25 protein-coding genes and 3 tRNA genes are annotated in these 26,220 nt (G+C 53.2%); 10 read left to right on the top strand and 18 right to left on the bottom strand.

Annotated features, from left to right (window positions below):
- Positions 1–196 precede the first annotated feature (196 nt).
- The 3 genes from RIC05_RS00120 (at position 197) to RIC05_RS00130 (ending at position 3,805) form a co-directional block, all read left to right on the top strand.
- Complete coding sequence (locus RIC05_RS00120) at positions 197–2,212, top strand: TonB-dependent receptor domain-containing protein (RefSeq protein WP_350047375.1); 2,016 nt, start codon at positions 197–199, stop codon at positions 2,210–2,212.
- Between the two features lie 110 nt (positions 2,213–2,322).
- On the top strand, positions 2,323–3,468 hold the full coding sequence (locus tag RIC05_RS00125) for an ABC transporter substrate-binding protein (protein ID WP_350047376.1): 1,146 nt from the start codon (positions 2,323–2,325) through the stop codon (positions 3,466–3,468).
- 43 nt (positions 3,469–3,511) lie between these two features.
- Positions 3,512–3,805, top strand: coding sequence for a DUF2218 domain-containing protein (locus RIC05_RS00130; protein ID WP_350047377.1), 294 nt, complete (start codon positions 3,512–3,514; stop codon positions 3,803–3,805).
- Positions 3,806–3,863: 58 nt separating this feature from the next.
- Here the strand turns inward: RIC05_RS00130 and RIC05_RS00135 are convergent, their stop codons facing one another.
- The 10 genes from RIC05_RS00135 to RIC05_RS00180 all read right to left on the bottom strand — a co-directional run bounded on the left by RIC05_RS00135 (position 3,864) and on the right by RIC05_RS00180 (position 12,461).
- Positions 3,864–4,811, bottom strand: a complete 948-nt coding sequence (locus RIC05_RS00135) for an energy transducer TonB (protein ID WP_350047378.1) — start codon at positions 4,809–4,811, stop codon at positions 3,864–3,866.
- Between the two features lies 1 nt (position 4,812).
- Complete coding sequence (locus tag RIC05_RS00140; RefSeq protein ID WP_350047379.1) at positions 4,813–5,226, bottom strand: ExbD/TolR family protein; 414 nt, start codon at positions 5,224–5,226, stop codon at positions 4,813–4,815.
- A complete protein-coding gene (locus RIC05_RS00145; RefSeq protein ID WP_350047380.1) occupies positions 5,223–5,612 on the bottom strand; it encodes an ExbD/TolR family protein in 390 nt (129 codons plus the stop codon). The genes RIC05_RS00140 and RIC05_RS00145 overlap by 4 nt, the downstream gene beginning before the upstream one ends.
- 25 nt (positions 5,613–5,637) lie before the next feature.
- On the bottom strand, positions 5,638–6,513 hold the full coding sequence (locus RIC05_RS00150) for a MotA/TolQ/ExbB proton channel family protein (protein ID WP_350047381.1): 876 nt from the start codon (positions 6,511–6,513) through the stop codon (positions 5,638–5,640).
- 292 nt (positions 6,514–6,805) lie between these two features.
- Positions 6,806–6,881, bottom strand: a tRNA-Lys gene (locus tag RIC05_RS00155).
- A 259-nt stretch (positions 6,882–7,140) separates the two neighbouring features.
- Positions 7,141–7,216, bottom strand: a tRNA-Lys gene (locus tag RIC05_RS00160).
- Positions 7,217–7,368: 152 nt separating this feature from the next.
- The gene (locus tag RIC05_RS00165) at positions 7,369–7,872 is read right to left on the bottom strand and encodes a peptidylprolyl isomerase (RefSeq protein WP_350040773.1); all 504 of its coding nucleotides are present in this window, start codon (positions 7,870–7,872) and stop codon (positions 7,369–7,371) included.
- Between the two features lie 62 nt (positions 7,873–7,934).
- The gene (gene coaD / locus RIC05_RS00170) at positions 7,935–8,462 is read right to left on the bottom strand and encodes a pantetheine-phosphate adenylyltransferase (protein WP_350040772.1); all 528 of its coding nucleotides are present in this window, start codon (positions 8,460–8,462) and stop codon (positions 7,935–7,937) included.
- An 11-nt stretch (positions 8,463–8,473) separates the two neighbouring features.
- Positions 8,474–11,299 (bottom strand): DNA gyrase subunit A, encoded by a 2,826-nt coding sequence (gene gyrA / locus RIC05_RS00175; protein WP_350047382.1) that lies wholly within the window; start codon positions 11,297–11,299, stop codon positions 8,474–8,476.
- Between the two features lie 187 nt (positions 11,300–11,486).
- Positions 11,487–12,461 (bottom strand): DMT family transporter, encoded by a 975-nt coding sequence (locus RIC05_RS00180; RefSeq protein ID WP_350047383.1) that lies wholly within the window; start codon positions 12,459–12,461, stop codon positions 11,487–11,489.
- 369 nt (positions 12,462–12,830) lie between these two features.
- Between RIC05_RS00180 and RIC05_RS00185 the strand changes: the two genes are divergently transcribed.
- Complete coding sequence (locus RIC05_RS00185; RefSeq protein WP_350047384.1) at positions 12,831–13,070, top strand: hypothetical protein; 240 nt, start codon at positions 12,831–12,833, stop codon at positions 13,068–13,070.
- 35 nt (positions 13,071–13,105) lie between these two features.
- Here RIC05_RS00185 and RIC05_RS00190 read toward each other — a convergent pair whose 3' ends face one another.
- Positions 13,106–13,942 carry a DUF547 domain-containing protein gene (locus RIC05_RS00190; RefSeq protein WP_350047385.1) on the bottom strand — a complete coding sequence of 279 codons (837 nt, stop codon included), beginning with the start codon at positions 13,940–13,942 and terminating at the stop codon, positions 13,106–13,108.
- 262 nt (positions 13,943–14,204) lie between these two features.
- Between RIC05_RS00190 and RIC05_RS00195 the strand changes: the two genes are divergently transcribed.
- The gene (locus RIC05_RS00195) at positions 14,205–14,969 is read left to right on the top strand and encodes a putative metalloprotease CJM1_0395 family protein (RefSeq protein ID WP_350047386.1); all 765 of its coding nucleotides are present in this window, start codon (positions 14,205–14,207) and stop codon (positions 14,967–14,969) included.
- 189 nt (positions 14,970–15,158) lie between these two features.
- Here RIC05_RS00195 and pyrC read toward each other — a convergent pair whose 3' ends face one another.
- A complete protein-coding gene (gene pyrC / locus RIC05_RS00200; protein ID WP_350047387.1) occupies positions 15,159–16,202 on the bottom strand; it encodes a dihydroorotase in 1,044 nt (347 codons plus the stop codon).
- 157 nt (positions 16,203–16,359) lie between these two features.
- On the opposite strand from pyrC, the gene RIC05_RS00205 reads away from it, so the two are divergent.
- Positions 16,360–16,941 (top strand): hypothetical protein, encoded by a 582-nt coding sequence (locus RIC05_RS00205; RefSeq protein ID WP_350047388.1) that lies wholly within the window; start codon positions 16,360–16,362, stop codon positions 16,939–16,941.
- A 156-nt stretch (positions 16,942–17,097) separates the two neighbouring features.
- Here RIC05_RS00205 and RIC05_RS00210 read toward each other — a convergent pair whose 3' ends face one another.
- Both RIC05_RS00210 and RIC05_RS00215 read right to left on the bottom strand, forming a co-directional pair.
- A complete protein-coding gene (locus RIC05_RS00210) occupies positions 17,098–17,568 on the bottom strand; it encodes a serine hydrolase (RefSeq protein ID WP_350047452.1) in 471 nt (156 codons plus the stop codon).
- Between the two features lie 420 nt (positions 17,569–17,988).
- Positions 17,989–19,065 carry an aldo/keto reductase gene (locus RIC05_RS00215; protein WP_350047389.1) on the bottom strand — a complete coding sequence of 359 codons (1,077 nt, stop codon included), beginning with the start codon at positions 19,063–19,065 and terminating at the stop codon, positions 17,989–17,991.
- Between the two features lie 85 nt (positions 19,066–19,150).
- Between RIC05_RS00215 and RIC05_RS00220 the strand changes: the two genes are divergently transcribed.
- Positions 19,151–19,762 (top strand): TetR/AcrR family transcriptional regulator, encoded by a 612-nt coding sequence (locus tag RIC05_RS00220; protein WP_350047390.1) that lies wholly within the window; start codon positions 19,151–19,153, stop codon positions 19,760–19,762.
- Positions 19,763–19,944: 182 nt separating this feature from the next.
- On the opposite strand, the gene RIC05_RS00225 is transcribed toward RIC05_RS00220, so the two are convergent.
- Positions 19,945–20,955 (bottom strand): serine hydrolase domain-containing protein, encoded by a 1,011-nt coding sequence (locus tag RIC05_RS00225; protein WP_350047391.1) that lies wholly within the window; start codon positions 20,953–20,955, stop codon positions 19,945–19,947.
- A gap of 237 nt (positions 20,956–21,192) precedes the next feature.
- Positions 21,193–21,269: transfer RNA gene (locus RIC05_RS00230), tRNA-His, on the bottom strand.
- Positions 21,270–21,601: 332 nt separating this feature from the next.
- Here RIC05_RS00230 and RIC05_RS00235 point away from each other — a divergent pair.
- Positions 21,602–22,603 carry a Gfo/Idh/MocA family protein gene (locus RIC05_RS00235; RefSeq protein ID WP_350047392.1) on the top strand — a complete coding sequence of 334 codons (1,002 nt, stop codon included), beginning with the start codon at positions 21,602–21,604 and terminating at the stop codon, positions 22,601–22,603.
- Between the two features lie 80 nt (positions 22,604–22,683).
- Here RIC05_RS00235 and RIC05_RS00240 read toward each other — a convergent pair whose 3' ends face one another.
- Positions 22,684–23,547 carry a LysR family transcriptional regulator gene (locus tag RIC05_RS00240; RefSeq protein ID WP_350047393.1) on the bottom strand — a complete coding sequence of 288 codons (864 nt, stop codon included), beginning with the start codon at positions 23,545–23,547 and terminating at the stop codon, positions 22,684–22,686.
- Positions 23,548–23,692: 145 nt separating this feature from the next.
- Between RIC05_RS00240 and RIC05_RS00245 the strand changes: the two genes are divergently transcribed.
- Positions 23,693–24,046, top strand: a complete 354-nt coding sequence (locus RIC05_RS00245) for a rhodanese-like domain-containing protein (RefSeq protein WP_350047394.1) — start codon at positions 23,693–23,695, stop codon at positions 24,044–24,046.
- 99 nt (positions 24,047–24,145) lie between these two features.
- Here RIC05_RS00245 and RIC05_RS00250 read toward each other — a convergent pair whose 3' ends face one another.
- Complete coding sequence (locus RIC05_RS00250) at positions 24,146–25,318, bottom strand: aminotransferase (RefSeq protein ID WP_350047395.1); 1,173 nt, start codon at positions 25,316–25,318, stop codon at positions 24,146–24,148.
- A 514-nt stretch (positions 25,319–25,832) separates the two neighbouring features.
- Here RIC05_RS00250 and RIC05_RS00255 point away from each other — a divergent pair.
- Positions 25,833–26,171: a P-II family nitrogen regulator gene (locus RIC05_RS00255; RefSeq protein WP_007091888.1), complete on the top strand. Its 339-nt coding sequence runs from the start codon at positions 25,833–25,835 to the stop codon at positions 26,169–26,171.
- The last annotated feature ends 49 nt before the right edge of the window (positions 26,172–26,220 follow it).

Here is a 26,220-nt window from a genome sequence, read left to right on the forward strand (position 1 = left end):
CTCTCCTGCCGTTCCGACGTTACGAAGAAGCATTAAGCAATTGCGCAAATGGCCTCAAATGCCTGTGCACAAACACGTTTGACGATTTCGCAAACATGTCCTGCGATTTGGCAAACATCATTCCTGTTGCCTTCCCGCTCCAGATAATAATATTCACAATCATTCGCATTTGCAATCTATTTGATAGGGAATGAACATGCCTCAGTTACACTCGCAAGATACATCTCCCCGGTTCGGGGGGCTGTTCCGCTCCACCCTGCTTGCCGGTGTTGCTTTAACCGTTTTGCCTGTTGCTGCCTTTGCCCAAGACAACCAGACCGATGCGTCCGAGAACGTGCTGCCGCCTGTGGAAGTCACCGCATCCGTACAGTCCGGCCCAAGTCTTCCGGGTGGTGTGGAAATTGATCAGGACGATCTGGACCGCGCCAACCCGCAAACCATCAAAGATGTGTTTGCCAACGAGCCGTCCGTTCAGGTTGGTGGACCAACTGCAATTGCGCAAAAGGTTTATGTTCAGGGCATTGAGAACACCAAACTCAATGTGCAGGTCGATGGCGGAAGGCAGGTTGATTCCACATACCACCATATCGGCACGGCAATCATTGATCCGGGCATGCTGAAATCAGTCGGCGTCGAGGCCGGGATAGCCCCGGCAGACGCAGGTCCGAACGCACTTGGCGGTTCCATGTCATATGAAACCAAAGATGCCCGCGACATCCTTGACGAAAATGATCCGTTCGGTGGCTGGGCAAAAATCCAGTACAACAGCAACACGCAAGGCTTTACCGAATGGCTGACGCTTGCTGGTCAGCACGAAGGCTTTGAAGCACTGGCCTATATTCAGAACAGCAATCAGGGCAACTATGAAGATGGTGACGGCAACGAAGTCACCGGCACTGCTGATGGCAGCGAAAACGGTATGGGTAAATTTGCCTTTACCGGAAATGATGGCGGTCGGTTTGAAGCATTTGCCAGCCACCTTGAAGATGAAGGTGTTCGTCCTGCCCGTCCGAACTTTGGCTCCTTGACCAGTGGGGCTGCCGCCCAATGGATTTCATACAAGGATACCTCGGTTGGCGTCAGTTATGTTGACGAGCAACCATCAGACATGTTGGCACCGGACCTTAGCCTGAATTACAGCAAGACCCATCTCGACGTTCCGGCGCTAAATGGCAACACCCATCTTGAAGCCGAAATTGAAACACTTAACGGTAAAGCCGCCAATACCTTTGATATCGGCACGGGCGATATCACAACCGGTGTTGATTTCTATCACGATGAAGCAACCGGCGGCGGTGACACGGCCCGTCCAGGTGGTCTTGCAGGTCGGTTCACGGAAACATCAACGAATATCGGGCTGTTCACACAAGCGCGTCTGTCGCTGACGGATCGTTGGCGTGTTTCGTTTGGCGGTCGTGGTGACCAGCAATGGTTTGAAGGCATCGACGGATCGGATTTTAGCGAGTTTGGCCTGAGCGGCAACGCCAACACCGAATATGACCTGACGGATGACCTGATGGTTTATGCCGGAATGGGCACGTCATTTGGCGGTCTTCCGATCGGGGAATCAGCGATTTATAACTATTCGGGCATGTGGGACTATACCGGCATCAAGCCATCCCGGTCGCACAATTACAAAGGCGGCGCACGTTACGATATTGGTCAGTTTTCCTTCGACGGAAGCCTGTTCTACAACAAGATTAATGGCTCCCACTCCTTGGAATACGCGACCCGTAACACGACAAGCGAACTGGACACCCGCGGATATAATCTGTCGACAACCTGGAATTATGGTCCCGGCTTCGCGCGTGTTGCCTATAGCCACACCGATGTTGAACAAAATGGCAATGTCCCAAGCAGCAACAACGCCTCCTATCAGGGTGTCCTGATCGGTGACATGGTTAATTTCGAAGTTGGACATCGTTTTGAAGAATTGGGCGCGCAAGTCGGTGCGAATTCCGAACTGGCTTTGTCCAATGATGATCCGGAAAAGAACGGCAACGAGAAGCTTGATACATACTTCGTTGCAAATATGTACGGCGAATGGACCCCGGAGGCCCTGTCACGTTCTGTGACCCTGCGCCTTGATGTTCTCAATATCTTTGACCGCGATTACGTCGCCCGCACAACTCCGGGCTATGACAGCAGTGCGATTGAACCCTATCACGAGCCGGGCCGGACCTTCCTTGTCTCAGCGAAGGTTTCATTCTGATCAGGTTCTTGATCACCAAACTTTCAATCCGTGATGAGTGGCATTTTGTGCCGCTCATTTCGGCGTTTTAGCCAAAACTGCCTGCCTAAACCACAACAGGATCAATCGAGATGAAATTAAACCGTTTTCTGGGCTTCCTCGCCGCGACCGTCATGTGCGCCAGTGCGGCACAAGCTGGTGAAACCATCACACTTACCGATATTGCCGGGCGGGAAGTTACCCTTGAAGTTCCTGTCAAACATATGATTTTGGGCGAAGGGCGTTTCTTGCCATCTATCGGCATTCTTGATCCTGAAAATCCGGTGCGCTGGGTTGCAGGTATGATGGGCGAATTCAAATCGCTCGACCCGGCCTCGTTTGCGCAATATCGCGATAAATTCCCCGAAATTGATGATATCCCGCTGGTTGGCCGCCGAAACGAGGAAACATTTTCTGTCGAAAAGGCGATTACGGTTGAACCGGATGTTGCGATTTTCGGCATGTCGGGCGGCCATGGCCCGGGTTCCACCAGCCACGAGGTCCTGTCTGTTATGGGGGCAGCAGATATTCCGGTGGTGATGATCGATTTCCGGGCCAAACCGTTTGAAAACACGCCCAAAAGCATCCGTCTTCTTGGCAAGCTGATGGGTAAGGAAGAACAGGCGGAAGCCTTTGTGAAATTCTATGAGGAAAATCTTTCAAAGGTGACCTCACGCACCGCACAGATCATCGACAAACCCAGTGTCTTCCTTGAAAGCCGCGTCGGCCTTGCTGAAAACTGCTGCGAAGCCATGGGCATTGAAATGATCGGCAAGTTCGTCACACTCGCCGGTGGCGAGAACATCTTTGCCGATACCATCCCCGGCATCATCAGCCAGGTATCCGTCGAACAGGTGATCGTCACCGACCCCGACATTTACATCACCACAGCCATCGGATCAGCCGGGCTGGATGCGGAAACCAATGCAAGGCGCATTGTCCTTGGCGCAAACACCAGTGCCGATCAGGCACGTTCTTCTTTGGCTCACAGCATGGAACGTACCGGTCTGCCGCTCCTAACGGCGGTAAAGGACAAGCAGGTCTATTCCGTCTGGCATCACATTTATAACAATCCTATCAATGTCTTTGCCCTGCAGGCCATGGCCAAGTGGCTGCATCCCGATATCTATGCCGACCTCGAACCAGATGCCGAACTGGTAACATTTTTTGAACGGTTTCAGGCAGTCGACCTTGATGGTGTCTATTGGGTCGGTCTGAACGACGCACCGTCGCAATAAACCGTGCGCGACGCCATAAATGCAACCCGAGAGAGATCATAAGATGTTTACCACCAAGGGATCGGTCAAAACCGACAAGGCTGCCAAGTATCTTGTCCAGCTCTGCAAGCATTTTGCCCACAAGGTCGAGGTTGATCTGGACGAAACCACCGGCAATGTCGCCTTTCCGATGGGGCCATGCATCATCACCGCCCATGAAGATCGCCTGGCCTTTGCCGGGCAATCGCACAAGCGTGAGGGGATTGAAGCGATGAAGGGGGTTATTGTCGTCCATCTTGACAAGTTCGCCTGGCGCGAAGCCCCGCTTGATTACCAATGGGAGGACGGCGAAGCCTGATCTGTTTCAGGCTACTTCGCCCCACACCTCAACATCCGTTGCATTCTAAGCCTTTGAGCTAGCGAAGGTTATACACCACCGGAATGGTCAGTGTGATGCTGTCTTCAGTCATGGTATCGGGGAATGGCGGGAACTTTTGTACCCGTTCAATCATCCGCTGGGTTTCACGATCAAGCAGTTTCGATCCACTTGATGACAGCATCTTGAACACCTTGACCGTTCCGTCGCGTTCAATCACGACATAGATGCTGTTCTGACCTTCAATCCCGCGACGTTTGGCACGGTCCGGGTATTCGCGGTAGCGATTAAGCATCTGCAGGACCGAGGATTGATAATCAACCATTGCGGCCTTGCTCGCTGCACCACCGCCAGATCCGTTCGAGGCACTTGCCGCCTGACTTTTCGCGACGTCCCCAACCGTGCCTTCGGATTTGGTTGAATTTGTCAGGCCGGTTGCCTGTGTGACCGGTTCTGGCGTCTTTTTGACGGCCTCGACCACTTCGGCAGTTTCAACCTGTTTCACCGGTGGCTTTGGCTTCATACGTACCGGAAGGACTTCGGCCAATTCCGCAACCACAACCGGTTCTGGTTCAGGCACAGGTTCAACAATTTCTTTGACGACCGGTTCGGGAACTGGTTCCGGCTCGGGTTCGACTTCGACGATCTCGGGTTCCGGCTCTGGCTCCGGTTCGGCGATTTCTTCTGGCTCAGGCTCAACAACCGGTTCCGGTTCAATGGCTTTAACCGGTTCTGGTTCTGGATCAGGCTCGATGACTTCTACCGGTTCTTCGGCAGCCTTGCTGTCGACTGAATCCGCACTTTGTTCATCGATTTCAGCTTCCCCGCTGAGCGCGCTTCCTGCACCAAGCGAGATACTGATACTTTGAACCGAACCGGCCCCGCCCCAACCCGAGGGTTGTGGTTCAGGCATGGCAAGAACAATGCCGCCGGTCAGGACAATACCCGTAAGACCCGTAGCGATCAGGAGATCAAGACGCTTTGACATATTATTGCGGTCCCTGCCCCGGTTCCATCGCCGTCATCAACTGGACCTTATCCACACCGAGTTCCTGTAACCGTTTCAGCACGGCGACGACTTTGGCCCCCTCGGTCGCGCGGTCAGCGCGGATTTCGACAGGACGACCGATATAGTCTTCGGGCAACATGGAAGACAGTCTTTCAAGCCCGCCCTTCTGATCATTAATCCCGATCTCGGCCCCTTGGCTAAGCCACAAGACAATCGTGTTTTCCGGGTCTGCTGCGGCGGTCTGACTTGCAGGCGGGTTGACTTCAAAAGGACCCAGCTTTTGCAGGCTGCCGGCAATCATGAAAAAGATCAAAAGCAGGAAGACAATATTGATCAGGGGCAGCATTGGCTCCTGAACCGGTCCGTCTTCGGAAATGACAATGCGACGCTTCATTCAACGAACTCCACATCGGTCACACCACCACGCCCCAACGCATCCATCACATCAATCAGATGTTGCAGGTTCGCACCATTGACCGGGCGCAAGCGAACCGGTGATCCATCATGATCGCGCTTTATGGCCGGAACCAAGCCGGATAGCGACACAGCTTCGCTGTTGATCGACAATCCACCATTCGCATCGACATTGATCGTGATCGGGCGGACATCGCTTTGAGCGGTTGATTTGCCATCGGTAATACTGACCGACATCTCAAAGCCTTTCCAATCGAGAAAGCTTGATGCCAGCATGAAGAAAATCAGCAGAATGAAAACAACATCAATCAGCGGGGTCAGACCGATCATCGGTGTTGAACCGCGATTACGTTCGCGCAATTGCATAAGGCATATTCCGGCGGATGGGTTTCTATTCGGCAGCGTGACGCAGTTCAGCGACGTTGGATGCCCCTAAATCAGCTCTGTGGGACAGTTCCACACGATTGACCACCATGGTGCAAACATCTTCCATAACGGCTGCTGCACGGCTGATAACGCCCTGCATCCACATATGGAAGGCCGTTGCCGGGATCGCGACGACCAAACCAATCGCCGTGGTCAAAAGTGCCAGCCAAATACCGCCCGACAATACCGACGGGTCAATACGGCTTCCGGCACCTTCCATTTTCTGGAAGGCTTCGATCATACCCATGACCGTGCCAAGCAATCCCAGAAGCGGGCTTAGCACGGCAATCGCCGACATAATGCGAAGTCCGCCATTCAGTCCGTCAATTTCTTTGCGCGCACGTGCGGCAATCAGGTCCGATGCAGCTTCGCGTTGATCGGCAGATGTCACCGACAGCGACATCCCCGAAAGACCGATACGGGCCGCAGGATGACGGCGACGCGACATCACATCAGCAGCCTTTGCTTCATTGCCTGCTGACAGATGGCGTTCTACATCTTTGACAAATCCGTCGGCAAAAACGCCACGGCGCAGGAAGCCGACCAGCTTATAGAAGAACAGGATCAACCCGATCAGGGCCATGGCCGCCAGAACCCAGCCGACAATACCGGCACGGTCGACCTGTTCAAGAACAGGCAGCCCGCCAAGCGCATCACCAAAGGAGCTGGTCTGGGTCATTGCGACGGTATCCATCGGAAGACCGGTATCTGGATCAACCATGATCGTCCCGTCCGCAGACAGGGTCCCCGTCGCAGATGCATCAGGTGCAGTTGCGCCATCGGATGGGATCAGGCTTTGCGCATCCTCGGATGCGGCCAACGGATTTACAGGTTCAGGCATTTAACTTTCCGATCAAACAGACGATCCGCACCGGACGTCCTGCTCCGATGCATTTGAAACTGATTTGCATTCCCTACAACAAATAGAATTGCGATGCAATCGCAAGTGCGAAATGACACAGCTTTTTCGTGCATGCCTGTCCCGCTTTGCGCGGGATGCCGATGTATCATCTGAACAAGGTTTTGGGGAAACGGCTTTGCGCCTGATCACGGATCGAAAGACAGGTGAAACGACGGTGCAAAAGCCGGATATGCAAAACCCCCGAAACATTTAAGTTCCAGGGGTTTTGAAATGGTGAGCCCGACAGGATTCGAACCTGTGGCCAACTGATTAAAAGTCAGTTGCTCTACCAACTGAGCTACGGGCCCTCAACGTTGGTGAGCGGCGTTTTAATGGGACTGGCGTCATCGGTCAACCCCCCTTTTTAAGGGAAAGTACACATCCGCAATAAATCCGACCAAAAAGCGTTGAAAACCCGGACTTCGCCCGATCAAAAAAAGTGCCCATGGATATCGGCGGGGCCACCCGAGACAAGGCAGCCTGGACAGGACGATCACATGATGATTGACGGAGGGAAATGCAGATATGCAAAACCCCCGAAACATCTAAGTTTCAGGGGTTTTGAAATGGTGAGCCCGACAGGATTCGAACCTGTGGCCAACTGATTAAAAGTCAGTTGCTCTACCAACTGAGCTACGGGCCCTCAACGTTGGTGAAGCGCGTTTTAATGGCACAGGCGGCGCTGGTCAACACCTCATTTCCATATTTTTCCTCTTTTTAGCGTTTCAGCCCCTAAAACGCGAAAGCCGCCCCATAAAGGGACGGCTTTCGGTTGTAACGGATCGAAAAAGGCGATTACTGGGCGTCTGCCGCAACCTGCATTTTAACGATCTGATCCGGGTCGGCGACGGAGCCATTGGCCCACGGCGCGCCCTTTTTGATCATATCGACATATTCCATGCCTTCGGTCACCTGACCCCAGATGGTGTATTGACCATCAAGGTGCGGTGCCTCGTCAAGGCAGATGAAGAACTGCGAGTCTGCGCTGTTCGGGCTGGCCGAACGGGCCATTGAAACAGCGCCACGACCGTGATGTTCTTTGGAGAATTCAGCGTCAAGTTTCTGACCTGAACCGCCGGTCCCATTGCCTTTCGGGTCACCGGTCTGTGCCATGAAACCATCAATCACGCGATGGAACTTCAGGCCATCATAGAACCCCTCGCGGGTCAGTTCCTTGATGCGGGCAACATGATTCGGCGCAAGATCCGGGCGAAGCTGAATCACAACGCGGCCATCTTTCAGATCAAGATAAAGCGTGTTTTCCAGATCCTGAGCGACAGCGTCGTTTCCAGTGGACATGGTGATAAATCCTAGTACGAGAGCAAATAGTGATAAAAGACGAATAAGACGCATGGCCTGCGTTATTCCTTTTCTTCCGCCAGCTTTTCGTGCAATCGCTTAAGCACGTTGGCTGGCACAAATTCAGTGACGTTACCGCCCAACCGGGCGATTTCTTTGACGAAGCGCGAAGAGACAAACTGCTGCTTTTCCGAAGCCATCAAAAAGACGGTTTCAACTTCCGGGGACAGCCGGGCATTCATGCCTGCCATCTGGAATTCATATTCAAAGTCAGAAACTGCCCGAAGACCACGGATAATCGTACTTGATCCGTTTTCCTGCGCAAACTGCATCAAAAGCGAAGAAAATGGCTTTACCGAGGTGCGGGCAGCAATTTCGCCACCAGCCCCCTTAAGGGCCCCTTCGACCAATGCACAGCGTTCTTCGACACCGAACATGGGCCCTTTGCCGGCGTTGATCGCAACGCCGACAATAAGCTGATCCACAATGCGGGTCGCACGACGAATAATATCCATATGCCCCTGGGTTACCGGATCAAAAGTCCCCGGATAAATCCCGATGCGCGATACAGTAGAAGACATTTCAGTCATAGAACATCCAATTATTCGTCGCGAGTATCGCCATCAGATTCCGGTGCTTCGTCACCGGTTTCGTCGGCACTTGTCTGTGCGGCATCGGTTGCGTTTTCATCAGTGGTCTCGACGCTGCCTTCGGCACCGTCAATCACACCATCTTCGCCTTCACCATCGCCTTCTTCGTCACCCCCAAGGTTGGACAGGCGTTCGACTGCGACGACTTCTTCGTCTTCGGCAGTACGGAACAGCGTCACACCCTGGGTCTTACGACCGGCGATACGGATATCATGTGTTGGCATACGGATGACTTTGCCACCATTGGTGACCATCATCAGTTCGTCGCCTTCTTCAATGACGAAGGATGCGGCAACATTACCATTACGTTCAGACATCTCGATATTGGCAAAGCCCTGACCGCCACGGCCGGTCACGCGGTATTCATAGGCCGAGGTCCGCTTGCCATAGCCGTTTTCAGTCACCGACAGGATCATCTGATCACCGTCAATGATTTCCTGATAACGTTCTTCGCTCAGAAGTTCGAGCGGCAAGTTATCCGCAGTGATTTCGTCACGGCGCAGTTTGCCGGTAATCGAAAGATATTCACTGCGTTCTTCCATCGACACATGGTTACCAAACAGAACCGACATTGCGATGACTTCGTCTTCATCCGCCAAACGGATACCACGTACACCAACCGAATTACGGCCGGTAAACACGCGGACATCGGTCACACGGAAACGAATACATTTACCCTTGCGGGTTGTCAGCAAGATGTCGTCATCATCGGTACAGGTATGAACCGCAATCAGTTTGTCACCACGATCTTCTTCAAGTTTCATGGCGATCTTGCCGTTTGATTTCACATTCACGAAATCAGCAAGACTGTTACGACGGACATTCCCGGTCGAGGTGGTGAACATCACATGCAGGTTCGGCCATTCTTCTTCGTCCGGAAGCGGCAGAACCGTTGTGATAATTTCACCTTCAGAAAGTGGCAGCATGTTCACAAGGGCCTTACCGCGAGACTGCGGGGTTCCCATTGGCAAACGCCAGACTTTCATCTTGTAGACCATGCCTTCGGAACTAAAGAACAGAACCGGGGTGTGGGTATTGGCGACAAACAACTTTGTGACGAAATCTTCGTCACGGGTTGCCATGCCCGAACGGCCTTTACCACCGCGACGCTGTGCGCGATAGGTCGACAGCGGAACACGCTGAATATAGCCAGTGTGTGACACGGTAACCACCATGTCTTCACGGGCAATCAGGTCTTCGATGTCATGTTCGAATTCGGCTTCAAGAATTTCGCTACGGCGTTCATTGGCGAACTCGTTGCGCATTTCAATCAGCTCGTCCTTAAGAATCGTCAACTTACGCTCACGCGAAGCAAGGATATCAAGGAAGTCTTTGATCTTCTCGCCCAATTCGGTCAATTCGCCCGCGATTTTATCACGTTCCAGACCAGTGAGGCGATGCAGACGCAGTTCAAGGATCGCACGCGCCTGGGCTTCGGACAGGCGATACTGCCCGTCGGTTGAGCCCACTTGCAATGGATCGGCAATCAGTTCGATCAGCGGCACAATATCGCCAGCCGCCCAATCGCGCGCCATTAACTGTTCACGGGCAATCGTCGGATCAGCAGCAGCGCGGATCAATTTGATGACTTCATCAATATTGGCCACCGCAATACCAAGACCAACCACGACGTGGGCACGATCACGTGCCTTTTTCAGAAGATGGATGGTACGGCGGGTAATGACTTCTTCGCGGAACTCGACAAAGGCCTGAATGATTTCTTTCAGGTTCATCAGTTCCGGCTTGCCCCGGTTCAGGGCCAGCATATTCACACCAAACGAGGTCTGAAGGGCTGTAAAGCGGAACAGCTGATTGAGAACAACGTCGGAATTGGCATCGCGTTTAAGTTCGATCACCATGCGAACGCCGTTACGGTCCGACTCATCGCGAAGATCAGAGATACCTTCGAGTTTTTTGTCGCGGACAAGATCGGCGATCTTTTCCATCAAGGTCGCCTTGTTCACCTGGAAGGGAACTTCGGTGACAATGATCGCATCACGTTTGGCACGAACTTCTTCGACATGGGTGCGCGCACGCATGACAACCGAACCACGGCCGGTTTTAAACGCCGAATGGATGCCCGAACGTCCCAGAATAAGAGCACCTGTCGGGAAATCCGGTCCATGGACGAATTCCATCAGACCTTCGACGGTGATATCGGGGTCATCGACATAGGCCATGCAGCCATCGATCACTTCGCCAAGGTTATGCGGCGGAATATTGGTCGCCATACCAACGGCGATACCCCCGGCACCATTGACCAGCATGTTTGGAAAACGTGCTGGCAAAACAGATGGTTCGCGGGTGGTTTCGTCATAGTTATCGCGGAAATCGATGGTGTCTTTATCGATATCATCAAGCAGGAAATGCGCGGACTTTGCCATGCGCGCTTCGGTGTAACGCATGGCGGCGGCTTTATCGCCATCCATGGAACCGAAGTTACCCTGCCCGTCAATCAATTGCAGGCGCATGGAGAAACTCTGCGCCATACGGACCATCGCGTCGTAAATCGCGCTGTCGCCATGCGGGTGATATTTACCCATCACGTCCCCGACCACACGGGCCGATTTACGGAACGGTTTGTTATATTCAAACCCGTTTTCATGCATGGCGTACAAAATACGACGATGCACGGGTTTCAAACCATCTCGGACGTCGGGCAGCGCACGGCTAACAATCACGCTCATCGCGTAATCAAGGTAGCTGCGGCGCATTTCTTGTTCTATGGAAACCGGGAAAACATCGCGGCTTTCAGAATTGGTCTCTTTGGTGGACAAAGGCCGTGACCTCTTAAACGCTTGATTAGAAATAATTCAATCGGCGTGACATGCACCATTTTTCAACTACATGCCGGACCAGAAAGGCGGAAAGTATCAGGTTTGTCTCGCACAAACAATATTGACAAATCCCATCCTTCCGCATTGAGCGATAAAGTTCGGATTTTATCGTTAAATTTGACTTTTCTTACTGGTGAGACTTGCTTTTTTCGCCGTGGGGTACTTCCATCACCGGCGCAATCGGATCGTTTTTTGCCCCATTGGCATCCAGTGAAACCGATTTACGCTTGAAGCGCATTTGCGATGCGGCGATTCCGGCCAGAATAACCGCCAGTGCGACCAGCGCATTTGGCTGGGGAACTTCGCCCAGGACAATAAAACTGATCACAACCCCGACGGCCGGCACCAGATAATTGTTAAACACCAAGAAACTGGCGCCTGCGACCGCAATCAATTGCAGGATCAGGAACATCGCAATCCCGGTCGGGAACATCCCGAGATACAGGATCGAAAGTGCGCCTTCCAAATGCCAGTCCATCGTCCAGGGCCGATCAAGGATCAGGGTAAAGGGGATTAACATTGCCGCAGCAAAGGTCAGGATCACGGCAGTTGATCCAATGCGCGGCTGATCGCGCAAATTGCGCGCCACCAGCGATGAAATCGCATAACCCACGGCGGCGACCAGAATGGCAAGCTGGAACAGGAATTCCCCACCCAGCCCCGAAAGCGTTTCCGGCCCAACCAGAACAATCACCCCGATGGTGCCCAGAACAACACCGATGACTTTGCCAAGGCTCAGTTTCTCGTCATGGGTAAAGAAGTGGGCCAGAACCACGGTTGTTAACGGCACGGTCGACATCAGGATTGCGGCCAACCCGGCATCAACGCGGGTTTCACCGTAACTGATTAAAAAGAATGGAATGGCATTGCCAACCAGCGCGACCAAAAAGGTCGAAACCCATGCGCGCCTGCCTTTTGGCATGTCGGATTTGCGAATAAGGGCAAAGCACCACAAAACAAGGGCAGCAAATGTCAGCCGCCCGGCGGCAACCACCAACGGGGAATAGGCATGTACACTGATCTTGATGAAGGTGAACGAACTTCCCCACATCAACGCCAGAATCAGCAGCAATGCATATTCACGAATTCCCGGACGTGTCATCTTCCCAGCCTATTTTTGCCATAGTTGTTGGGCTTTATCACACCCGTGATCAAACCAGTTCACAGCGTTAGAGGCCCGTCGGAAATTAATCAAGAAAATACCACCCCGCGGCCATGGTGAAACATATGTCAGGGTTCAAAATCCACACCGGAACAATCGGCTTTAAGTAACGGCACAACAGTCCGAAAACGGCACCGAAACAGCAAACAGGCAAAGCCGCACGCAGAGCGTCCGCACCCTGCCCTTAAGGCAGATCAATGCGCCAACGTTGTGAAAGTGGAAAAAAGGACAATCTGGACAAGTTTATAGTTGCGAATGATTTGCAATAGCACTACATTGCGCACAACAAATAAAAGACCGGGATACGAGATGATGAGTTACGTGGATCAGGAATTGACGGTTGAAGACATGCTTGCCGATCCGATCGTGCAGACATTAATGCGCTATGATGGCATTTCTGCCAGTGACGTTCGTCACACGATTGAACAGGCAACGCAAAATCGCATTGAAAAGCTGGCAAATGATGACGCCAGATCAAGCCACCATACCCGCCTGCACTGGGCGGCTTCCAACACTACCGGGAACCGGTTACGCCACACCGCGGCTTAACCGGCGGCTCCGGCATGGATATAATTGAATGAGCCTTAGGGCTGCGCGGCGTTTAACGCCCAATCATATTCATATCCGGCAATGTCGAAATCCCCTTCGTTGCCAAGCATTCCTGACAGTTCTGGCCCGGTAAAGCGCAACAGATGCGCCACAAAATCTGCATCGCGTTTGCCGAAATCATCGCGATACCAGTCATACAGACTTGATAAGACAAAGCCGCCTTCCCCGTCGGGGCGGATGGCACGGGGATGATTGATGAAATCCGTTGCGGCCTGATCAAGCTGATCGCCAACCCTATCGGCCTGATAGGCGTCCGCCGCCAATGCAGGACAGCCGACCGAGGCACAGTTGACCGCATAATGAATGCGCGGATCGTTCCAGATCGGGCGCAGGATGCGGTGTTCGATGTCATCCAGGCTAAGCGTTCTGCCCTCCACCGTGATCAGTTTCTTGCCCCACGGACCGGATGAAAAAAGCCCCGGCGAAATATCGATATCGCGGATAGAGGTCACCGGATAATGATCCAGAACCACCTTCACCGTCAGCGCATTATAAAGATTGATCCAATAGGCCAATTGCTGATCGCGGTTAAACTGATCTATCCGCAGATCAACCATGGCTGCGATATGGGCGTTTATAGCGCCTTCGCCGGAACTTTGTTCTGCCTTGGCCGCTGCGTAGTCAAAACTGGTGGCACCGGGCTCAACGACGATCAGATACCGATCCAGCACCGCCTGCCACGCAGAATGATCAATCACGTCGGTACTTTGCGCGTCATGGGCTTGCCAATCTGGCCATAAATCGGCATCAGGTGCCGCATGGCTGATTGCAGGAAAAAACACCAAAAACACAACACAGAGCAACAAACGCATAATCGGGAAACCATCCAATCGGTGACAGATACGATAGTGATACCTGCCAGACCGCCCCATGACCTCATCAAACCGGCGTGATCACAGCCACGGGTCTTCTATACTTTTAACCTTAAGTTGGGTTATAATCACCCTCATGATACAGGCAGGTGCAATACAGGTCATCCCCGGGAGTGGTGGGCAACTTGGCCAAATCATTGCCACGCGCGCCCTGCCCGGCTCCGGGAGCCAGCCGCCGACCAACGGGTCCGGCGGAACGGGTATGTCTGCGCCGCAAACATTGCCTGCCGCAGTTGCCCTTGTCCCGCTTGCAAGTACTGCATCACCCCCACCGCCGCCCACACAGCCATCGGCAAGATCAGGTGGCGCAAGCACCAACAACAGCTCCAGCGGATCTGGCACCACAGGCCAAGCAGCACCGCAACCGGCCCCCGCCCCGCCACCACAGGCAGCCCCAATCAATCGGGCGGCGTCCGTGGTCACGATTATTCAGCAACTTGATCCGCGTGACATTGACGGCCAAGGCCCGTCCGATGACATAGATAACCGCAGCCCGACCCAGCGTCAGCAGCAAGAACGCGAAGACACCCCGGAAAGTGCACGCCAACCGACCGCCAACCCCGCGATTCTGACAGCGAATGAACGCGAAATCGTTCAGGAACTGCGTGCGCGTGATGCCATTGTCCGCACCGAAGAAGAAAGCCATCAGGCCCTTGCCGGTGCCAATGCCGGTATGATCAGCTACAGCTATAGTGCCGGTCCCGACGGGCGGCTTTATGCCACGGGCGGCAAGGTCAGCATCCGGCCGATTTTGGGCCTTGAAGGCGTTGCCGCGATTGCCAATCAGGCCGCTATATCACGCGCCGCATCGGTGCCGGGAAGCTCGGCGGCGGATTTCAATGTTGCCAAGGGGGCATCGCGGAACATTTCGACCATGCTGGCATTGCAGGCCAGTGCGGCAGCGGAAAGTTACCGCATGGTGCTTGGCCTTAATGCCGCGCCCAGCAAGGTTGATCTCAGCGGCTAAGCCCTATTACCGCCAAAACACTACAGACCGGTCATTTCCGCGACGGCGGGACTCTGTTGCTTGTGTCCAAGACAACACTAAAAACAGCGAGATTCCGGCCCTACGCGGTGCTTCGGCCGGAATGACGGCACCAATAAAAAAAGCGGCCCTCCAAGGAGCCGCTTTTTGCATGAGAAATCGCAAGAATGATCAGGCGTAATGCCAGAAAATGTCAAAACCCGGATTAAACACCGTGACCGGACCTTCGCCAGTTTCGATTTTCTCGGCGAATTTGGCGGGCTCGGCACGTTTTTCCAAGGTGATCATATCGCCATTTAGCGGCAGGCCATAGAATTGCGGTCCATGCAGGGAGGCAAAACCTTCAAGCTTATCAAGCCCACCTTCTTGCTCAAACACGTGGGCCAAAAGCTGTACCGTGTTGTTGGCGGTAAAGATACCGGCACAGCCACACGGGCTTTCTTTGCGATCATCGGTATGGGGGGCTGAATCCGTGCCAAGGAAGAACCGCGTATCGCCCGACGTTGCCGCGGCGCGCAGGGCAAGACGGTGCTTTTCACGCTTGGCGACTGGCAGGCAATAGAAATGCGGGTGAATGCCGCCGACCAGAATGGCATTGCGGTTAATGATCAGATGGTGGGTCGTGATGGTCGCACCCAAATTCTTGTCATTGGCTTTGACATATTCAACGCCGTCTTCGGTCGTGATGTGTTCCATGATCACGCGCAATTCCGGCAACCGTTTGCGCAATGGATCAAGAACCCGGTCGATAAACACCGCTTCACGGTCAAAAATATCAATGTCCGCATCGGTGACTTCACCGTGAACACATAACGGAATGCCAAGTTCTGCCATGCGTTCCAATGCGGGCATCGCCTTGTCAAAATCACGCACACCACTATCGGAATTGGTCGTTGCCCCGGCGGGATAGAGCTTAAGCGCGGTGATCACACCGGCCTTGTAGCCTTCCTCGATATCATCGGGATTGCTGCCCTCGGTCAGATACAACGTCATCAGCGGAGTGAAATCATGGCCTGATGGAATGGCGGCGGTAATCCGGTCGCGATAGGCAACCGCATCATCAGTTTTGACAACCGGTGGCACCAGATTGGGCATGATGATCGCGCGGGCAAAATGCGCGGAGGTTTCGCCAATCACACCTTTAAGCATCTCGCCATCACGCAAATGCAAATGCCAGTCATCAGGACGGCGAAGGGTAATGCGGTTTGTCGACATAGGGGCGATCTCCTGGCAACCAATGAACTCGTCTGGGAAATATGGAGCGTTACCTAGCAGATTGGCGAAGGTTTTGGAATATACCTAAAGCTGCTAACTTGACCAGAAGATACCAAAACAAGACTGTCTTGAGTCAAAATCAACCAAAAGGAAGCAAATGAAAGAGCTGAAAGACTTTTTTAGTGGTATCCCGCTTCTTGGTCTAGTCACGTTTGGATTCTTAGCTGGCACACTTTATGGCAGCGAGTTCAGTAGCGAAGACTGGGAAACTCTAGCAGCAGGCTTTCTTGGCCTACTGGGCGGGACATTTGCATTTTTTGCCGCCAAGTCTCAGATCGATCATCAGAAAGAACAAGAAGAAGAAAAAAAGATCAGTCAAGTCAGACGTTTCCTGCAAGAGCTGGAATTCACCCTTCAGACTGTTGATTACACATTACAAGTGATTCAGGACAACAATCATAAAATGAGAGCGGAGGACGGAGAGTTACTCGTTGACTGGTTGGTAACGTTTAACGTTTCTAACACACCTCCAGAAGTTCCGGATCAGTTTGCCGAACCGGCTATGAAAATCAGACGGGATGCCAACATCTTAAGAGCGATCATTAACGCAAAAATAGCAAAAGGAGAACTCGATGAAACGTTCAAAAAACTCGAAGCAGGTCAAGTTCGCCTGATTGACAAAATGCTGAACAACATAACGCAATTAAGAAAGGAGATCATTGATCACCTAAAGCCTTAACCCGCAATGCAGCAATGACGCACACAAGACCTCGCAAGGAAAAAGGAGACAAAGAAAAAGGGGACAGAAAAAGGGGACGGGACAGAAAAAGGGGACAGATTTATTTTTCTGCATCCATCCTGCCCGCCCCTTTTTACATTCTCTTTGCACCTTCTGTCACGCCAGTGAAAGCACTGGCCCCTCAAGCAGGTCCATCAGTTGCCCGAAATATCCGCCTGATCGTGCGGGCGACGTCGGATCAGAGGTGATGACCACCGCCAGGTCCTTTTCCGGATGTGCCGCGATGATCTGGCCGCCATAGCCGCGGGCGATAACGAAGCCGCTTTGGGTCAGGAACCAGCCATAGCCATAATCAAGGCCCGAATAAGGTGACCGGGTGCGGGCTTGTGTTGACTGGTCGATCCAGTTGGCCGGAATGATCTGGTCGCCATCGAACCTGCCTTGGTCCCGCATGAGGGTCGCGATGCGTAACATCGCGCGCGGTGTCATCGCCATCTCGTTCCCGCCGAAATAATAGCCTTGCGGATCCTGTGTCCAAGCCGGAATTTCAATGCCAAGCGGCTGACCAAGGACAGCACGCGCTTGTTCGAGCAGGCTTTTTCCTGGAAAAAAAGGGGACAGATTTATTTTTTCTCCCCAATCCTATCCCCTCCCTTTTACTATAAAAATAAATCTGTCCCCTTTTCCTTATTTTAATCTGTCCCCTTTTCCTTATTTCTACGCCTCCGGGGACAGATTTATTTTTCGGTAGTGTTAGTCGACCAATTCGAGGCATGGCGAGTACGCAAGTCGTAGTTCAACGCAGATACATTGAAGTGTAATCATAAAAATAAACGTGTCCCCTTTTCCTATAACTCCCTTTTCCAAAGGGTGAATCACATTTCGACTATAAATTTCAAGCCTTCCAATTGGGTTCAGACCCTAAATGTCGCCCGTTTGATTTATTTTATGGATTGAGTTTGAACGCTGTTACAGGCCGTTCGGAGCGTTGCGCGTCAAGGTCTAGCAAAGTCTCTTACGTTTCTATCTCGTTGCGCTATGCCGTACCTATTCGCCCCACCCGGTCACGTGGTTGCCGCCATAGACCATCTGCCGGATCATCGGTGACGCGAGCGAAGAGGTGAAGCCATCGGTTGGTTTGCTGGCCTCATTCAGGCGGGTCATCTGATCGTCATTCAGTTTAAGGCTCGCCGCCGCGATATTATCGATTAACTGCGTCACGTTGCGCGCCCCGACGATGGTAGAGGCGACACCTGGACGTGCCATGGCCCAGGCAAGTGCGGCCTGTGCCGGATCGCAGCCGAGCTCGGCAGCAACTTCCCGCAGGGTGTCAAGGATGGTCCAGTTCCGATCCGTGAACTTGCTGTCACCGAACGGGTTCGCGCCGCTCAGTCTGCCTGTTTTGGTGGTATCGTCGCGCTTGTATTTTCCCGTCAGGAAGCCGCCGGCAAGGGGACTCCAAGGCATCACACCCATGCCTCCGTCAAGTGCTGCTGGGAAATGCTCGGCCTCCACGTCCCGCGCTACAAGGGAGTATTCCACCTGCATTGCAATTGGCCCTGGTACTCGGCGCTCGGACGCAATGGTGGCGGCTTTCATCGCCACCCATGCAGGCATGTCGGAGAATGCAAAGTGACGGATTTTTCCAGCACGTACCAGATCGCCCAAAGTTTGCATGATCTCTTCGATCGGCGTGACGCCGTCCCAGATATGCATCCAGTAAAGGTCAATGAAATCAGTGCCTAAACGCTTCAGCGATGCGTCAAGTGCGCGGTGAATATTCTTGGATCCTGCGCCACCAGCATGCGGGTTTCCCGCGCCACCGGCTGTTTTGATTAGGGGGCTTGATGACGCATTAAACCCAAACTTCGTTGCCAACACGACATCGTCGCGAGACTTGGTTTCCTTGATGAATTTGCCGACCAACTCCTCGCTGACACCGCCAGAATAGATGTCAGCTGTGTCGACGAAATTGCCACCTGCCTCCCGATAGGCATTGAAAATCTCGCGAGATGCAGCCTCGTTGGCACCCCACTCGCCGGGGCCGAATGTCATTGTTCCGAGGCAGAGCGGGCTGACGACAAGACCGGAGCGTCCGAGGGCGTGAAAATTTGTGAGGGTCATGGGTTATTCCTTATTTCATAACAATCGTTATGAAAGTATATGGGCGCCTTGATCCGCTGCGTCAATTACTTTAATAGTCATCGTTATGAAACGGCCTCAAACACCGCGCGGCAAGACGGGCCGCCCCTTATCCTTCGACCGGGACGCCGCGCTTGAAAAGGCGATGCTGGCGTTCTGGGAAACGGGTTATCAGACAACGTCGATCAGCGATTTGACGGCTGCGATGGGCATTACTGCCCCCAGCATCTACACTGCGTTCGGTGACAAGAAGCATTTGTTTCTTGAGGCGATGCGGCGATATGCGGGCGATCCGACGGCGCTTGAGAAGGCCTTTGCCTTGGCACCGAGTGCAAAGGCGGCTGTTGCTAAAATGATTGAGGATGCGGCGACCCTCTTCACGGGTGACGCCACCCCGAAGGGATGCCTGCTTGCCAGCGCCGCAGCAACCGGATCGAAAGATGCCGCCGATGTGAGAGAGGCAGCAGCGCAGGAAAGGCGCGCCATCCACGCCATCATAGTGCGACGTATCGAGAGGGACATTGAGGCAGGCGTTCTGCCGCCGGAGACGATGCCGATTGTTTTGGCAGACCTCGCTCTTGCCGTGACGCAGGGTATGTCCGTGCTTGCTCGTGATGGCGCGGATCGGGATGCCTTGCGGGCTGTCGCCCGTGCATCAATGACAGGTTGGCCGAGTTAAACGGGCGCGAGACAGGCGGGCACGTGGCGCATGATCTAAAGCCGCCGCAAACCTGCTATTGTCTGCGCTTTTAACAAGTGTCCGCTTCGGACTGAGTGGAAGCGCATCAGAAAAAAGGGGACAGATTTATTTTTTCGCCCCAATCCTATCCCCTCCCTTTTACATGCTCTTTGCCTCCATCGTCAGGCCAGCGAAAGCACGGGCCCCTCAAGCAAATCCATCAATTGCCCAAAATATCCGCCTGATCGTGCGGGCGAGGTCGGATCAGAAGTGATGGCCACCGCCAAATCCTGTTCGGGATGTGCCGCGATGATCTGGCCGCCATAGCCGCGGGCGATAACGAAGCCGCTTTGGGTCAGGAACCAGCCATAGCCATATTCAAAGCCCGAATAAGGGGATCGGGTGCGGGCTTGGGTTGATTGGTCTATCCAGTCGGCCGGAATGATCTGGTCGCCATCAAACCGGCCTTGATCGCGCATAAGGGTCGCAATACGCAACATCGCGCGCGGTGTCAGCGCCATCTGGTTCCCGCCGAAATAATAGCCTTGCGGATCCCGTGTCCAAGCCGGAATTTCAATGCCAAGCGGCTGACCAAGCACAGCGCGCGCCTGCGCAAGCAGGCTTTTTCCTGTCGCAACCGCAAGCACCGCGCCAAGGATGTGCGTGGTGCCGGTGGAATAGATCATACGCCCGCCGGGTGTTGCGACCATCGGGCGGCGCAGCGCAAAGGACACCCAGTTATCAGACGTGACCCAAGCGCCGTAGTTGCGCCCTGATGTGCCCTCAAGCCCGGCGCGGAGCGTTAACAGATCTTCGATGGTCAGATCCTCCACGCCAGGGGTGGCATTCGACGGAATGATAGACGGCGCTATTTCGCCGATGCTGGCCTCGACCGACGGGATGGCCCCTTTCGCGATTGCATTACCCGTCAGCAGACCGATGATGCTTTTCGAGCAGGACTTGATGTTCGCAACCCGATCGAGGCCCGGCCCGCGCGGCGACTCAGACACGATGACCTCGCCCCCGCGTTGTACCAGGATTGCATGAAGCTGGGACATGTTAGCAATTCGCGAACGGATGTCGGACGGCACCTGTGCGAAGGCCCGGCCCACAAAGGGAACTGCCACCGCGCCCAGAAGGGTCACTGAGAAGGCACGGCGGGTCAGCATCGGAAGTGGTCTGTCGCTGGGCATATCCATCAGTCCTTGAAAGTAAGGATCATATGCGTGCGTGCTCAAAATATTCGCAATCCACATCACCACGGGCTGCGACGCACAACTTTCGAGTTAACCGGCCCGGAAGACAAATCCCTTATTCGGAATTATTTAGTCAACAATGTGACATCAAGCCAAAATCGGACAATACCGTGTAGCAGCGTTGTGTGACCAAAAACGAAAAAGGTCAGGCATTTCTGCCTGACCTTTTCACAATGGGGCGAGTGATGGGGATTGAACCCACGGCCTCCAGTGCCACAAACTGGCGCTCTAACCGACTGAGCTACACCCGCCATCGTGTGGCGCGGTTTATATGGCCCGAGGCCCCCAACGTCAAGCGCATATTTTCACTTTTTTCCGCTGATTCCATCCACAAAGCATAAAGCGCCGATTTTTGCGGTCTTTGGATATTGCCATGCGCAAACCATGATTGATTTGTATCACAATTGCTCCAACCTACCCGTCCGAACATCTTGCATGTGGCGTCATATGGCTTAATTAATTCAATTCAATGACACATCCTGATGATGATCCTTTGGGGCAAACCCATTGGCGGACCGATCATTGAGACTGCCTATATTAAAAAGTATGGGCCACGAATTAGAAAAACAGACGGAGTATCGGAATGAAGTGGGGCATTATCAGCACCGCCAAGATCGGCACGGAGAAAGTTATCCCGGCCATGCAGGAAAGCGATCAGCTGGAAATTCTGGCGATTGCTGGACGCGATCTTGAAAAGACCCGCGAGGTCGCCGAAAATTTGCGTATTCCGCGTGCCTATGGCTCCTACGAGGAGCTGCTGGCTGATCCGTCCATCGAGGCGGTTTACAATCCCCTTCCCAACCATCTTCATGTTGAATGGACAATCAAGGCGCTTGAAGCCGGTAAGCATGTCCTGTGCGAGAAGCCGATTGGACTGGATACCGAAGATGCCAAACGCCTGATCGAAGCCCGCGACAAAAGCGGCAAACAAGTGATCGAGGCCTTTATGGTCCGTCATCACCCACAATGGCTTGAAGCCCGCAAAATCGTTGAAAGTGGTCAGATCGGCACCCTGACGACGGTGCAAAGCATCTTTAGCTATTTCAATGCGGATCCGAACAATGTGCGCAACAAAAAGGACATTGGCGGCGGCGGGTTGCTTGATATCGGCTGTTACTGCATTGTCGGCCCGCGCTTTGTCACCGGCAAGGAACCTGTGCGCGTTGTGTCCTTGATGGATAAAGATCCGAAATTTGGCACCGACCGCCTTGTATCAGGCATGCTTGATTTTGGTTCGGGCCTGCAGGCAAGCTTTGTTTGCGGCACACAATCGGCTGCTGTTCAGCGCGTTCATATTCTGGGCACCGAGGGCCGGATTGAAATTCTGATGCCGTTTAACCCGGTGCCGGAAAATCCGGCAATCATCCGGGTGGCAGGGCAAAAACAGCCCGGCTTTGACGAAGCACGAGAAATCAAATTCCCGATTTGCAACCATTACACCCTGCAGGGTGAGGCTGCGACCGCGATATTCATGGGTGAAAGCCCGATTGACTATCCGATCGAAGATTCGATTTCCAATATGCAGATTCTGGATGCACTGGCCCGCTCGGCCAAGACGGGCAGCTGGGAAATGGTTAAATCCTGATCAGCACGCAAGTTATTTAGATCGAACAATCAAGCCGGGGAAACCCGGCTTTTTCTTTGCCCATAGTTCAAGTTCTTGACCTAAACACCGGCAAAAAGGTCTTGGCGGCGTTTCAGGCGCGGGAACATGAAATCGTTAAATGCCCGAATGCGCGAGGTTGCTTGTAAATCGCGATGCATCAGCATCCATAAATCATTATCAAGCCCGTCAATCGGATCGCCCATTAACTCGATATTATCAAATGCCGCGGCAAGAAAAGCTGGCAACACAGCAAACCCGCCCCCGGCATCAACAAGCCGTGCGACATTCAAAAGCGAATTGCTGCGCATCGCGACATGCGGTCCCGGAAAGTTTTTGTCGCGCCAACGCGCCGCTGCGATGTGGGCAAGGGTTTCATCACATGTGATCCACGGCCCTTGTGCGGGATCATCAGCATGCAGCGGCCCACAAATCACGGATTTAATCGGACCGATCAATCGCCCGACCAGATTATCATTCGGGGCGTTGCTGGGCCGGATTGCAACATCCGCATCATGCCGGTTGAGATCATAGAACCGGTTATCGGTGACGACCTGAAGCGTGATATCAGGAAAGGCCTGTGTGAATGCCGCCAAATCATCGGCCAATACAGCATGTAACAACGTATCGGTCGTGGTCAGCCGAACAATGCCCGATGGCGCAAGATCCTGCCCCGCAAGCTTCCGCGCCAGCACAGCCATTTCCGCTTCCAGATTTTCCGCCGTTTCAATTGCCGCCAATCCAGCAACGGTTGGTTGATAATCACCTTGTTGGCGTTCAAACAGCTTTGTTCCCAGCCGACTTTCGATGTCGGCCATGCGGCGAAACAAGGTCGAATGATGAAGGCCGGTTTGTTTGGCAGCCTGTGTAATGCTGCGCGCCCGCGCAACCGCCAGAACCAGCTTCAAGTCATCCCATTCCAACATTGTTACCCCGCAGACAAACCATGATCGTTGAATTTTACATTCGCATCATTGCACACTTTATGTGGATTAATGCAAATTTACTTCGGATTTATACACATCAATACTGATCCCATCACCAAACGATATTCCAGATGGAGATTGGAAAATGACTGCAAAAATCACCCGAACCGAACTGCAAGACGCGCTTGGCAGTGCCGCCGCCCCGGTTTTGATCGAAGCCCTTCCGGCGCGCTACTATGTCGATGCGCACCTGCCCGGTGCGATCAACATTCCCCACGATGCGATTGATGAGGGCGTCAAAGCGATCCTGCCGGATCTGAGCACCCCGATTGTTGTCTATTGCGCCAGCGGTCCATGCAAGAATTCCGGCATTGCCCAAGCAGCCCTGATCAAACTTGGGTATCAGAATGTCCGTGATTATCACGATGGCAAGCAGGACTGGCTTGATGCGGGCCTGCCGCTTCAGGGGCAAGGTGTGCTTGAAAAGGTTGACGCATAAGACACCATCTACCCTGCCCCATCCCCAAAGCAAAACGGGCCAGCACATCAATGCTGGCCCGTGAACGGGTATTTCTCGCACTGTAACTTGCGATATGGATTACTTGGCAAAGGCCTTTTTCATACGGCTGATAGCTTCTGCCATTTTGGCTTCTTCTTTACAGAAGCAGAACCGAACAAAGTTCCGCACCCCGCCATCTTCGCCCTGATAGAAGGCCGAAACAGGTATCGCGACAACGCCTGCTTCCTTGATCATGATCTGACAAAATTCGACATCATCACAATCATATCCAAGCGGCCGGAAGTCACAGGTGATGAAATAAGTGCCTTGTGAATCGAGCACATCAAACCCGACTTCCTTGAGCCCCTTCATCAGGAAATCACGCTTGGCCTGCATTTCGGCCGTGAAGTTTTCGAAATAGGCATCATCCTTGTTCAGGCCATAAGCGACCCCATGCTGCAATCCCGGTGGCACGGTGAAGACCAAGAACTGATGGGCCTTTTTGATCGGCTCCATCAATCTGGCACAGGCAGTGACATAACCGATTTTCCAGCCGGTCAGCGAAAAGGTCTTGCCCGCCGATCCGATGCGCACGGTGCGATCATGCATGCCCGGAAACGTCATCAGCGGTTTGTGCGTGCGGCCGTCAAAGACAAGATGCTCATAAACTTCATCACACAGCGCAATCACGTCATGCTTGATGCACAGATCGGCAATGAATTGCAGTTCTTCGTCGCCATAAACCTTTGAACATGGATTTTGTGGCGAGTTGATCAGGATCAGCTTGGTTTTTTCCGAAAAGGCCGCAGCCAATTCTTCGCGCGGCAAGTCCCATTTTGGCGGGGTGACGCGGACCAGTTTGGGGATTCCCCCGGCCAGCTTTACGATCGGAAGGTAGCTGTCATAAAGCGGTTCGATCAGGATGACTTCATCGCCCGGTGCGACCAGACCAAGGATGACGTCCGCCAATCCTTCGGTCGCACCGACGGCCACCAGGACTTCTGTTTTGGGATCAACATTAATGCCGTAAAACCGTTTGTTATGGTCGGCAACGGCTTGCAGTAATTCGGGAACACCGGCAAGCGGGGGATACTGATTGGACAGTTCCATCGTTGCGCGGGCCGCCGCTTCGCGAATGTCGGCCGGGCCGTCGGTATCTGGTGCGCCCTGCCCCAGATTGATGGCCTGATGTTTCTGGGCCAGCTCGTTCATCACTTCAAAGATCGTGATCCCGCCCGAAGCGAAAAGAGGATTGCCGACGAATTCGGTCATGAGGCGTCCTTTATATTACATTCAATTACCGGCAAGCCCGGATGGTGGCGCCCGGTTCCTGCCTGATCCTGATTTTAAGCCCGATCGCACTTCACACATTTGCAGCACGACGCAAAAGCCATGGTCGCTATATCAAATGTGCGAGTCTTCTTATCGATATGTCGATTCACCGACGATTTGGCAAATATGCATAGCAAACAGTGCCCTGTCGCGACAAATTCTGTCGCATGACTGCTTTTCCTTGGCAAGCATTCTGCGACCTTGGTCATGCTGCATACATCTATATCGCTTGTGCAGCACACGTTTGCATATTTTTTGAACAGCTTGCCTAAAACTAAGTCACTCACACTCAATAAAATATTAAAAATACTATGGGTTTTGCTGGGTTTTCGCGGCAAGAATCCTTAGAATGCCGTGGCGGACCTGAATTGGCATGGTCCGTGCAATAGTCACTGCGCGAAGCATTATGCTTTCCGAGTTCTACGCAACTCTCGCAAAAAGCAGAGGGCGCTTAATGAAAAAGATCGAAGCCATCATCAAGCCATTCAAGCTTGACGAGGTAAAAGAGGCCCTTCAAGAGATCGGCCTCAAAGGGATTACTGTCACCGAAGCCAAAGGTTTCGGACGTCAGAAAGGTCACACGGAGCTGTATCGCGGCGCCGAATATGTTGTGGACTTTCTGCCGAAGGTAAAGCTGGAAATCGTTGTCGAGGACACGCTTGTCGAGCGTGCGATTGAGGCAATCCAGCAAGCCGCTCATACCGGTCGTATCGGGGATGGTAAAATTTTCGTTTCCTCACTCGAGGACGCGATCCGTATTCGTACCGGTGAACGTGGCAACGACGCGATCTGATCGGTCTTGCCCGTTATTGAACATCGTACGGTCACTAAATAATGAGTTT

The sequence above is a fragment of the Thalassospira sp. genome (assembly GCF_040218635.1).
In the GTDB taxonomy this organism is placed as follows: Bacteria; Pseudomonadota; Alphaproteobacteria; order Rhodospirillales; family Thalassospiraceae; genus Thalassospira.